A 10,932-nucleotide genomic window follows, 5' to 3' on the forward strand; every position below is an offset into this window, starting at 1 on the left:
AAAATTAAATTCCTCTAAGTTTTTATTTCTGGTACAATAATTTGGAACGGAGGATATATGTTACTTCTAAGAAATATAAAAGTTCCCTTTGACAAGGGCTATGAAGATATAAAAAAAGAAATAGAAAAAACTATAAATCAAAAAATAGATTCGTTTGAAATTTACAAGAAATCAATCGATGCAAGGCGTGGTGTTTATTATGTCTACCAAGTACTTATAGATACCGAAGTAAGCCCTAAGATCTACAAGAAACTAAAACATAATATCAGTGAATACAAAGAAGAAAATCTAGAAATAGAAAATAAGAACAAGGTAAAATCTGCTATAATCGTTGGAGCTGGTCCTGCAGGGCTCTTTTCTGCCTACACTCTAGCAAAAAGAGGAGTCGAGGTCACTATTATCGAACAAGGCGAAATGATTGAAGAAAGAGTGAAGACCATCGATAACTTTAATAATGGAGGAAGACTAAATCCAAAATCTAATATCCAATTTGGTGAAGGTGGTGCTGGAACATTTTCTGACGGCAAACTTACATCTAGGTCTAAGGATAAGAGAAGCAGGGAGATATTTAAAATCTTTGTAGAAAATGGAGCGCCCGAAGATATTCTATATGACCATCTCCCTCACGTGGGTACTGATATTCTAAGAAAAGTCATTATCAATATTAGAAAGAAAATAGAGGAAATGGGAGGAAGCTTTCATTTTGGAGAGAAATTTATAGACCTTGAGATAAAAGATTCGAAAATCTCGAAGTTAATTACTGACAAAGCTTCTTATAAAGCTGATGAATACATCCTAGCCCTAGGTAACTCTGCCAGAGATAGCTTTATAATGCTAGATAAATATATAGAAATTACTCAAAAACCTTTTGCAGTTGGCTTTAGGATTGAGCATCTCCAAGCTGATATAAATCTAAGCCAATACAAGATAAAAGATGAAAGACTCCCACAAGCAAGCTATCAACTAAACTACACCAACAAGGAAAAAAACACTTCTGTATATAGCTTTTGTATGTGTCCAGGAGGATTTGTCGTCAATGGTTCAAGTGAAGAAAATGAGCTTTGCGTAAATGGGATGAGCTATCATGATAGGTCTAACACTAATGCTAATGCTGCAATAGTATGTACTGTAAATGAAGAAATCCTAGGCCCAGGCAATCTTTCTGGAATTGATTTTCAAAGAGAAATTGAGCAAAAAGCCTTTCTCCTCGGAGGAGGAAACAACAAGGCCCCAGTTCAAAGATTAGAAGACTTCTATAAAGATAGACCAACGACTAAACTAGGTACAATCAAGCCAAGTATTATGACAGGATATAAGCTAGCTAACTTAAATGAAATCTATCCAGCTAAGATTAACTCTGCAATTAAAGAAGCCCTTGAGGTTTTTGATAAGAGACTAACTGGCTTTAAGAATCCTGATGCAATCCTAACAGGAGTAGAGACTAGGACTTCCTCTCCAGTAAGAATTGTAAGAGAAAATTATTCCACCAAATATAAGAATCTAAGACCAATAGGTGAAGGAGCAGGTTATGCTGGAGGTATCGTCTCCTCTGCCCTCGATGGACTCAAATGTGCAATTGAAGTCTTAGAAAGCTAAACTTATATGATTGATCTAGACTCACAGGAAAAACATTGTAGAAGGTATTTAGTTGAATCACCCCTATAAATAAGTCTAGCTATTAATGAAGAATCTAAGCTAGATGATATAAGAGAGATGGTTAATTCCTATAAATTTAGCAAATTGGATTGATTATAAAAAATAAAGAGGGATAATATAAGAAGTATTTGGCAGTTGTCTGATGACGACTGCTTTTTTGTTTGTAATATAGAGAAAAGGAAAATAAATGAAATTTAATGAATTAAATATAGGAAATGAAATCTTAAGGGCAACCCGTGATTTAGGCTACGAAAAACCAAGTTCAATCCAGGAAGAATCTATCCCCCATCTTTTGGAAGGGAGCGACATAATAGGAAAATCTCAAACTGGAAGTGGGAAAACTGCGGCCTTTGCCATACCTATTATAGAAAATATAGAGGCGAACGGAGTAACCCAAGCCCTTATCCTCTGTCCAACAAGAGAGCTTTGTATCCAAGTATCAAAAGAAATCGAAAAGCTTTGTAAATACAAAAAAGAAATCAAAATCCTTCCCGTCTATGGTGGAAGTCATATTGTAAAGCAAATAAAAAGCCTAAAAAAGGGAGTAGAAATTGTAGTAGGAACTCCAGGAAGACTAATGGATCTTATGAGAAGAAAAGTCCTAAAACTTGATCAGCTCAAAGTAGTAGTCTTAGATGAGGCTGACGAGATGTTTGATATGGGCTTTAGGGATGATATGAAATTTATCCTAGATAGGACAAATCCCGATAGACAGACTTGTTTCTTTTCAGCTACTATGGGATCTGAGATCCAAGAATTTTCTAAGATTTATCAAAATAATCCTATAAGGGTCGAAATAAAAAGTGAAGAAGTTACTGTAGAAAGAATTGACCAATATTATATCAAGCTTAAAGAATCTATGAAGGAAGAAGCCTTGACAAGACTTCTAGAAATCCATAAGCCAAATCTTGCTATCATATTTTGTAATACCAAAAGGAAAGTCGATAGGCTTGTAGAAAGCCTCACCAAGAAAAACTACCTAGTAGACGGCCTCCATGGAGATCTCAAACAAAGTAGTCGTGACCAAGTCATGAAGAAATTTAGGAATAAAGCCATCCAAATCCTCGTAGCAACTGATATAGCCGCTCGTGGTCTTGATGTGGATGATGTAGACATTGTATTTAATTACGATTTACCGCAACTTGATGAATACTACGTTCACAGGATTGGAAGAACAGCTAGAGCTGGCAAAAGCGGCCTTAGCTTTTCTCTAATTTCGGGTCGTGATAATAATAGACTAAGGCAAATAGAAAACTATACCAAGGCCAATATTAAACAGATGTCTATCCCAACCCTTGTCCAAATGGATAGGCAAAGTGACCTCCGTCTTATAGAGGAGATCTCATCAAAGCTCGATAATAAGGAAAAGCTTGATAGGGAAAAAGATATACTCATAAGACTTATGGAAAAAGGCTATGATCCTTTTATGATCTGCCAGGTCCTACTTAAAGATAAATTAGATGTTAATAACAATCACGAAAAGCTTGAAGGAATAGATAGTAAAGCAAAGAAAAAGACAAAGGATGGATCAAAAAATAAAAACAAGAATAAATACGATAAGGAAATGACGACCCTCTTTATGAATAGGGGTAAGATTGATAACTTTACCAAGGATAAGATAATAAAGGCCTTAGCCAGAATGGCCAAAGTCCCAAAGGATAAGATAGGTCAAATTAGAATCCAGAAATCCTATAGCTTTATAGATATAGAGAAGCCTGAAGCCTTTAAGGCAATTAGGGCACTTGATAATAAGAAAATTTCTGGCAAAAAGGTCAAGATAGAAGAATCAAATAAATAGTTAATTTAAAAATCGTTCCATAGCTTAGAAGAAGTCTCCGACAGGTAGAGAGCTCAGAAGCCCCCAGCTGCCCTAAGAGTTAAATTCTAAGAATGGAACGATTTATTTATAAGATTAAAATCTTTTACTTATTTTCTTCCCTCTTAGCCTTATTTTCTTTGACTTTTTCTAGGAAGTTTTCCTTGGCATAGGCTATTATATCGTCTGATTCATACATGGCCTTGCCATCTATCACCATACAAGGAACTTGAACCTTGCCTCCAATTTCATATAGTTTATCTTGATTTTCATATCCTGAAACAACATCTTCTATGTTATATGAAGGGAATTTTATTATGTCATTTTCCTTAAAATAATTAAGAACCTTTAGGCAAAATGGACAATCTGGCTTAAAAAATAGTTCAAAGTCCCATTCTCTTTTAATTTCTTTTCTCATAATAATCCTTTCTTCTATTATTCATCTTCCTTACATATCTACCCCAATAATCCTTCTATAAACTTATAGTTTAAGAGCTTTGCGTAAAGTTTTACCTATCAGATCTTTCTATAAGAAATATAAAAAAATTGCCAAAATCTCCATAGCTATAAAGATAAGAAAATAAATCTTACCCACTCTTATCGCATAATTCTCATCTTTAAGGCCCTTTTTATAGTCTTTCTCAAAGCCATTAATTAAATCATAGGACTTTTTGAAATAAATTTTGTAGCCAAAGAATAGAAATACAAGGCCGGTAAGGGCTAATATAAGTGCGAAAACTTTCATTTATTCTCCTTCCAATATCTATAAATCACAAGACCATTCATTAAGATAAGCACGACGGCAAAGCCTAGGCATAACTTTGCCATAGTTGGCACTACATCCATTGCATAAGTCAAATCTTCCTGGGAAATTTTTAATCCATCAAAAAAATATGAGGTCGCTATTGCCATAAGGCCTATAGCCAAGCTTTTATAGGAATATATAATTCTCCTATCATTATCTCTAAGTAGGGCAAAAATCCCATTTACTAGAGCTAATAGCATAAGTAATATCTGCAGAAATCCTCCTTAAATATGAATATCTCAACATTTCCTTTATCTAATTATAACATGAGATTAAAAAAGCCGCCAGGATATCTCCTAAGCGGCTACTTCTACCTACTTACTATCCTGTAGTAGGCTCTATTTGTTATTCTAAAAATTATATAATAAATTACTACAAAGACTCCTATCATAATGAAGAAGTATTTTCCGTATTGCATAAAGGTCATGACTCCAAAAAGTGCTAGGAGTTGGTAGACTATTTTGGAAGCTACTAGGGAATTTATAATGGCAAAGGCAAGAGGTGCTCCAAATAGATAACTTATCTGTGAAGCGGATGTCTTTTTGATAAGCTTATCTTCAAGACCAATCTTTTTCATAATCTCATACTTCTTCCTATCTTCAAAGCCTTCGCTTATTTGCTTGTAATAACTTATCAAAATAGTTGAGATGAGAAAGATTATAGCGATTATTGTTCCTAGAAATACAAATCCTCCATAAAGCTCATAGGCATCTTCTAGATACTTATCTGCATTCTCAATATTTATATCCTTGTCCTTGGAATACTCTTCTAGGTTTTTCCTATAAGTCATCTTATCTATGCCTGTAACATCCCAATTTGCTGAAAGAGATATAATTGAATCTTCATAACTTGACGAATCCCTATCAAATAACTTAAGTTCGTTAGATAAAAACTTTATTGTCTCAAAATCTTTTACAACTATACCATAAGTTTCAATAGCGACATTCGAAGGGATGAAGTTATCTACGATTTTAACCTTATAGGTCCTATCTGCAATTTCAATTTTATCTTTATCTAACATGAATTTTTGATTAGCTGTAAGGAGAATTTCATCATCAGCTAATTTATAGTCTTTACCGACTCTTTTATTGTAGCCGTCTAGATCACAAGCCACTAGGAAATATGGTTTATGTTTACCATCTCCCATAAAGGTCTGAAACTTATCTCCCTCTACCTGTATACTGGTAAATAGACCGTAGGAAATGAAATCATTGGTAATTTTTCCTCCCTTAGCTGTAGTGCCCTGAACAATATTTCTAAGTTTTTCTTTCTCTTCTTCTATATTGTTTTCATCTATTTCTACTGGACTATCTAAATTGTACTCTCTTGGAACAACATTTCTTGCAGAATACTCAATTCGATCATAGATAGATAAGGATGCGGATAGGGCAATGATTACGCCAACGCTCATTATAGAAATGCTCGCAAGGGATATGGCATTTGACTTAATCCTATAAAGAAGACCAGATATGGCTAGGAATCTTTCCTTCTTGTAGTAGGAATTCTTTTCCTTCTGTCTTTTTAGATAAATTACAGAAAATGACATAAACAAAAGATATGTCGCAAGCATTACTATAAGACTTGCTAGGAAGAAATATCCAAGACTTTTTAGGATTCCTTGTGTTCTTATAGCAATATAGTAGCCTGCTATAAGCAAGACAAAACCTAAAACCATCAAAATATATCTTGACTTAGGCTCTCCCTCTCCACTTTTCTGATCAGCTAAAAGCTCTACTGGAGTAGAATTATAAATCTTTAGACTTGTTGCAAATAAGCTTGTAAGAAAGGCTAGAGCAATAAGCATAATTGTCTCTACCATGGCTTTTATCGAGAAGGGATAATCCATTAGGCCTCCGGCCACATCTTTCATTAGTTTGTTTAAGGCAAGGAAGGATAGCTTTCCAAAGATATATCCTCCAAGAAGACCTATCGCTCCTATTATTAGAAAGCTAATAAATAGCTCTAGGAAAATAATTTTTCTGATGTGTTTTTTCTCAAGGCCTAAGATTCCATAAAGGGCAAATTCCTTATTTCTCCTCTTGTTTAGGAAGTTGGTACTGTAAATGAAAAATATAAAAGTTAGTATTCCAATTATAACAATTCCAATATTGATAATCATCGGGAGAGAGGCGTGTCTTTCTCTTACATAAGTGTTTCCAGATAGACTTGCCATAATATTAAATACCATTAGCATTATCCCAGATGATAAGATAAAGGGAAGGTATACTAGTCTGTGTGCTCTAAGATTTTTGATAGCAAATTTGTGGGCGATTTTGTTATTCATTATAACTCACCCCTTGAAATCAAAATTTGTGACTTGTTGATTCTTTCCATAAAGTCGCTACGATTCTCTCCTTCTCCCTTGTAGATTTCATGAAAGACTACTCCATCCTTGATGAAGAGAACTCTCTTTGCGAAAGAAGCCGCATTTAAGGAGTGGGTTACCATAAGGACAGTTTGCCCCATTTCGTTCACCTTAGTAAATAAATCTAGGATCATATTCGAAGAGTTTGAATCAAGAGCTCCTGTCGGCTCATCTGCTAGAAGAAGGGCAGGCTTTGTAATTAAGGCCCTAGCTATGGCTACTCTTTGCTTTTGCCCACCTGATATTTGGTAAGGATATTTGTCTAGGATTTCTTCTATACCAAGTTTTCCCTTAATCTCTTCTAGTCTTTCATTCATCACTTCTTCCTTCTCGTCAGAAAGGACAAGGGGCAAATATATGTTATCCCTATTAGTGAATTGATCTAAGAGATTAAAATCTTGGAAGACAAAACCCAATTCTTTTCTCCTAAAAGATGCAAGATCCCTATCCTTAAGCCTTGTCATATCCTTGCCCTTTAGACTAATATTTCCAAAAGATGGTCTATCAAGGGTGGCTATAATATTTAAAAGAGTAGTCTTACCAGCTCCCGACTCTCCCATTATAGAAATAAACTCGCCCTCATCTACAGATAAGTTCACATCTCTTAGGGCCTCGGTTTTTATATTCTTGCTTTCATAAATGCGTTTAATATTTTTTAATTCTAGTATTGGCATATGCGCCTCCTTTTCTATGCTTATATTATAGAATATATAAATATTTCTAGCATTTATCTAATATTACAAGATGACTCTTAAGCTTACAATTTTGTAAGATTGGCTGGAAAGATTATAAAAAATTCGCTTCCTTGACCTAGCTTGGACTTAACTTCTACCCTAAGTTTTAAAATCTTAGAAATTTCTCTTACCAAAAACAAGCCTAGACCACTTGATTTGTGATTGACTCTTCCATTAAATCCCGAATATCCCCTATCAAATATTTTGACCAAGTCTTCATCTCTAATTCCTATTCCTGTATCCTTGATTGATAGAGAGTTTCTATTTTTATCAAATGAAATTATAATCCTGCCTTCATCAGTGTATTTTAAGGCATTAGATAGGATTTGTTCTATCATTATGGAAAGAAGCTTAGAATCGGCGATTACTTCGACATTAGTATCTTCATAATCAAGGGAAATCCTCTTGTTTATAAAAATCAGGGAATATTTTTTAAGAAGTGTCTTAATCACTTTATCTAAATCGACTTTTTCTATATCCATATCTGTAGCTCTATCCGTAAGTTTGATATAGTTTATGGCCATATTTGTGTATTCTTCTATATAAAACATCTCTTCCTTTAGCTTTTTAACATCTGGACCAGACTTTTTGTTTAAGATAAGATTGGCCACAGTAATAGGCGTTTTAATCTGATGAGTCCATAGGAGGAAATACTCTTCCAAGTCCTTCTTCTCGTTAATATAAGTGCTTCTTAGTTTATTATTCTCATCCAATAAGTTTTCGTATTTTTCCTTAAAGGAAACTTCCCTTTTATATTTCGAATATTGAATAGATAAATATATTAGCGAGAAGAATCCCATAATTTCAATTCCCAGAAAGAATTTGTCTAAAGGAAATTCCGATAGAATGAATATAGCAAAGAAGCTAAGGGAAAATAAAAAGAACAACCCGATTATGTGACTCTGACTTTTTAGAAATTGTTTTATATCACTCATCACTTGCCTCTAGGAAGTATCCCATTCCCTTTTTAGTCTGTATAAGATTGGCTTTTCCTATTTGTTTTAACTTTTTTCTTAGTCTAGTAATATTTACAGCAAGTGTATTATCATCTATGAAGTTCTCACTTTGCCAGCATTTTTCTATGATATCTTCCCTCATAACTATATCTCCTTTAAGTTCGAATAGACTTTCAAGAATCATTAGCTCAGTCCTAGTCAAAAGAACACTATCTTTGCCAAAGGAAAGACTCGCCTTGGAAAGATCGAGATAGACATCATCGAATTCTAAAACATTTGAATCTATCTTATAATCATAGGCTCTCCTTAAAACAGCTTGAATCTTTGCTCTCGTTACAGCAATATCAATTGGTTTTGTAATATAATCATCCGCCCCAAAATTCATAGCTTGGATTATATCCATAGACTCTGTATGAGATGAGATAAAAATAATAGGAAGCTTAGATTTTTTCCTAATCTCTTGGGTCCAGTAAAATCCATTAAAGGATGGAAGGCTTACATCCATCAGTATTAAATCTGGTCCTAAGTCTTCTACCTCCTCTGTCACCTTGGAGAAGTCCCTTATCTCATAGGTCTCGTAGGCCCAGGCCCTAAGCTCTTCTGATAAGAGTTTTGCTATATTTCTATCATCTTCAACTATTAAAATCTTCATATATTCCATCCTTCTTCTAGGAAAATAGAAATGTCAATCTTGTACCATCTTCCCTTAAGCTCAATCTTTCTTACCCTAGCAAATAAGAACCTGCCGTGATCGTTCATACTTATCAAGGCTACCAATCACAGTAAGCTTATTCCTAAGAAGCTCTTCATTTTTAGTAAACACAGAGTAAACTTTTTTAGAAATATAATAAAAATCAACTGGCTCATCTCTTCTTATGAAATCTTCCACAAGTCTTTTTTCTTCTTTTAACTTCTTTACTGTAAGATTTAGATTCATTGCCTTATACTCTCTTAAGCCAAATTCTTCCTGATATTCTGCCTCAACCCTAATCGCCTCATGGGAAATTCGGTCGTCATGAGAAAAGATTAGACTAACAAGCTCTTTACGTAGAGATTTTACTTCTTCTTTTAATTTATCTACATTGGGAAAATCAATAATCTTAGCCATACTTACTCTCCTATATTAGTTATAGTTTATATTATAGGAGAAATTTTTACAAGATTTTAATATATTATGTTAAAATGTTTATAGGAGGATTTATGAAGTTTACAGATGTACTATATGAAAATACAAAAGAAATTTGGGAGAAATATTACTCTCATCCTTTTATTGAAGGAATTACTAGAGGAAATCTTGATATCGAGAAATTTAAATTTTATATGATCCAAGACTATTTCTATCTATATGACTATGCGAAGCTCTTCGCCCTAGCCCTAATCAAAACTGATAATAGGAAACTAATAGAAAATTTCGCCAAATCTATTGATTATACTATAAATGGAGAAATGGAAATTCATAGGTCTTATATGAGAAAACTTGGAATAGATGATGAAGATCTTGGGAATGAAAGAAAGGCCCTACTAACTACATTCTATACCAGCTACATGCTTAATCAAGCTCAAAGAAAGGGATGTGATATAGTAATAATTTCGCTCCTCTCATGTGCATGGACTTACGCAGAGATCGCCAAGAAAATTAACGAAAAAAATAGCGATATTATAAATCACGAATTCTTCGGCCAATGGCTAACTGGTTACCTATCAGATGACTTCCAAAATGAGGCTAATTTCTACAAAAATTTTGTAAATGAATTTGCTCAAAACATCACAGAAGAAAAGCAAAATGAGTATATAGAAATATTTAAGACATGTTGTATCTATGAACTAAAATTCTGGGATATGGCCTATAATCAATCATATGATTAGAAAAAGTAAAAATATATGTAAAAGGTCCCTAAATTAGAAGAAATATTACAAAGATATGTCCAATAAGCAAAATAAAATTTACTACTTACTAGAGACTATTTCCTATTTATCTTGTAAAGAATTTTCATCTATTTAGGGACAATCGTTCATTTGTATTAATCTTCTAGTCCAAATTTAGAAAATACAAGTCTTTTTCTTTTTTTATAAAGCCGAGAGATTCAAAGACCTTTTGACTTTGCTTGTTAAAACTATAGATTTCGGCCTTAAGATACTTTCTTCCATCTTCTTTAGCTATATCAATTAATTTTTCTAGGGCACGTCTTCCAATTTTCTTGTTTTGATACTCCTTTGCTACAACTATTGCAAGCTCATTATTATCTAATAAAGTTATATCCCCAACTATAGTCTCGCCAAACTTTATATAAAAGCACTTACCATTTTCGCATAGATATCTATACATTCTGATAAGTCTATCCAAATCATAAGTGTAGTCTATATTATCAACCTGCTTACATAAGAGAGGGTCCTGATACCAGGACAAAGTCCTATCAAAATCATCATAATAATTTATTAATTGAATCTCTTTATTATCCAAATATTATTTCTCCCTATTTATCTCTTAAGACTTTCATCCCAAAGCTTATCAGCCGTTGGTTTCCAATTTTTTGCGTAGTCTTCGCACTTGTCACAAAGCTCGTCAACTTCTTCTTTTTCTAGAATATCGGTTGATTTAG

At 33.6% G+C, this 10,932-nt stretch carries 12 protein-coding genes; 3 read left to right on the forward strand and 9 right to left on the reverse strand.

Annotated features, from left to right (window positions below; translation table 11 throughout):
* Nucleotides 1-57 precede the first annotated feature (57 nt).
* The gene (locus MRZ08_RS06095; protein WP_297380592.1) at nt 58-1,596 is read left to right on the forward strand and encodes an FAD-dependent protein; all 1,539 of its coding nucleotides are present in this window, start codon (nt 58-60) and stop codon (nt 1,594-1,596) included.
* Between the two features lie 247 nt (nt 1,597-1,843).
* Nucleotides 1,844-3,454 carry a DEAD/DEAH box helicase gene (locus tag MRZ08_RS06100; RefSeq protein ID WP_297380595.1) on the forward strand — a complete coding sequence of 537 codons (1,611 nt, stop codon included), beginning with the start codon at nt 1,844-1,846 and terminating at the stop codon, nt 3,452-3,454.
* A gap of 124 nt (nt 3,455-3,578) precedes the next feature.
* Here MRZ08_RS06100 and MRZ08_RS06105 read toward each other — a convergent pair whose 3' ends face one another.
* The 8 genes from MRZ08_RS06105 to MRZ08_RS06140 form a co-directional block, all read right to left on the reverse strand.
* Nucleotides 3,579-3,890, reverse strand: coding sequence for a glutaredoxin (locus tag MRZ08_RS06105; RefSeq protein WP_297380598.1), 312 nt, complete (start codon nt 3,888-3,890; stop codon nt 3,579-3,581).
* A gap of 108 nt (nt 3,891-3,998) precedes the next feature.
* The gene (locus MRZ08_RS06110; protein ID WP_297380601.1) at nt 3,999-4,217 is read right to left on the reverse strand and encodes a DUF3784 domain-containing protein; all 219 of its coding nucleotides are present in this window, start codon (nt 4,215-4,217) and stop codon (nt 3,999-4,001) included.
* Nucleotides 4,214-4,477 carry a hypothetical protein gene (locus tag MRZ08_RS06115; protein WP_297380604.1) on the reverse strand — a complete coding sequence of 88 codons (264 nt, stop codon included), beginning with the start codon at nt 4,475-4,477 and terminating at the stop codon, nt 4,214-4,216. The genes MRZ08_RS06110 and MRZ08_RS06115 overlap by 4 nt, the downstream gene beginning before the upstream one ends.
* A gap of 110 nt (nt 4,478-4,587) precedes the next feature.
* Nucleotides 4,588-6,561 (reverse strand): ABC transporter permease, encoded by a 1,974-nt coding sequence (locus MRZ08_RS06120; RefSeq protein ID WP_297380606.1) that lies wholly within the window; start codon nt 6,559-6,561, stop codon nt 4,588-4,590.
* Nucleotides 6,561-7,316, reverse strand: coding sequence for an ABC transporter ATP-binding protein (locus MRZ08_RS06125; protein ID WP_297380609.1), 756 nt, complete (start codon nt 7,314-7,316; stop codon nt 6,561-6,563). Before MRZ08_RS06125 ends, MRZ08_RS06120 begins: the two co-directional genes overlap by 1 nt.
* Before the next feature lie 83 nt (nt 7,317-7,399).
* Entirely contained in the window at nt 7,400-8,176 is a 777-nt protein-coding gene (locus tag MRZ08_RS06130; protein ID WP_297380612.1) for a HAMP domain-containing sensor histidine kinase, read from the reverse strand.
* Nucleotides 8,177-8,303: 127 nt separating this feature from the next.
* A complete protein-coding gene (locus MRZ08_RS06135; protein ID WP_297380614.1) occupies nt 8,304-8,984 on the reverse strand; it encodes a response regulator transcription factor in 681 nt (226 codons plus the stop codon).
* Between the two features lie 75 nt (nt 8,985-9,059).
* Nucleotides 9,060-9,440 (reverse strand): hypothetical protein, encoded by a 381-nt coding sequence (locus MRZ08_RS06140; protein ID WP_297380616.1) that lies wholly within the window; start codon nt 9,438-9,440, stop codon nt 9,060-9,062.
* 92 nt (nt 9,441-9,532) lie between these two features.
* On the opposite strand from MRZ08_RS06140, the gene tenA reads away from it, so the two are divergent.
* Complete coding sequence (tenA, locus tag MRZ08_RS06145) at nt 9,533-10,198, forward strand: thiaminase II (protein ID WP_297380618.1); 666 nt, start codon at nt 9,533-9,535, stop codon at nt 10,196-10,198.
* A gap of 163 nt (nt 10,199-10,361) precedes the next feature.
* Here the strand turns inward: tenA and MRZ08_RS06150 are convergent, their stop codons facing one another.
* Nucleotides 10,362-10,793, reverse strand: a complete 432-nt coding sequence (locus MRZ08_RS06150) for a GNAT family N-acetyltransferase (protein ID WP_297380621.1) — start codon at nt 10,791-10,793, stop codon at nt 10,362-10,364.
* Nucleotides 10,794-10,932: the final 139 nt, after the last annotated feature.

This window comes from Anaerococcus sp. (genome assembly GCF_022770135.1).
GTDB lineage: Bacteria > Bacillota > Clostridia > Tissierellales > Peptoniphilaceae > Anaerococcus.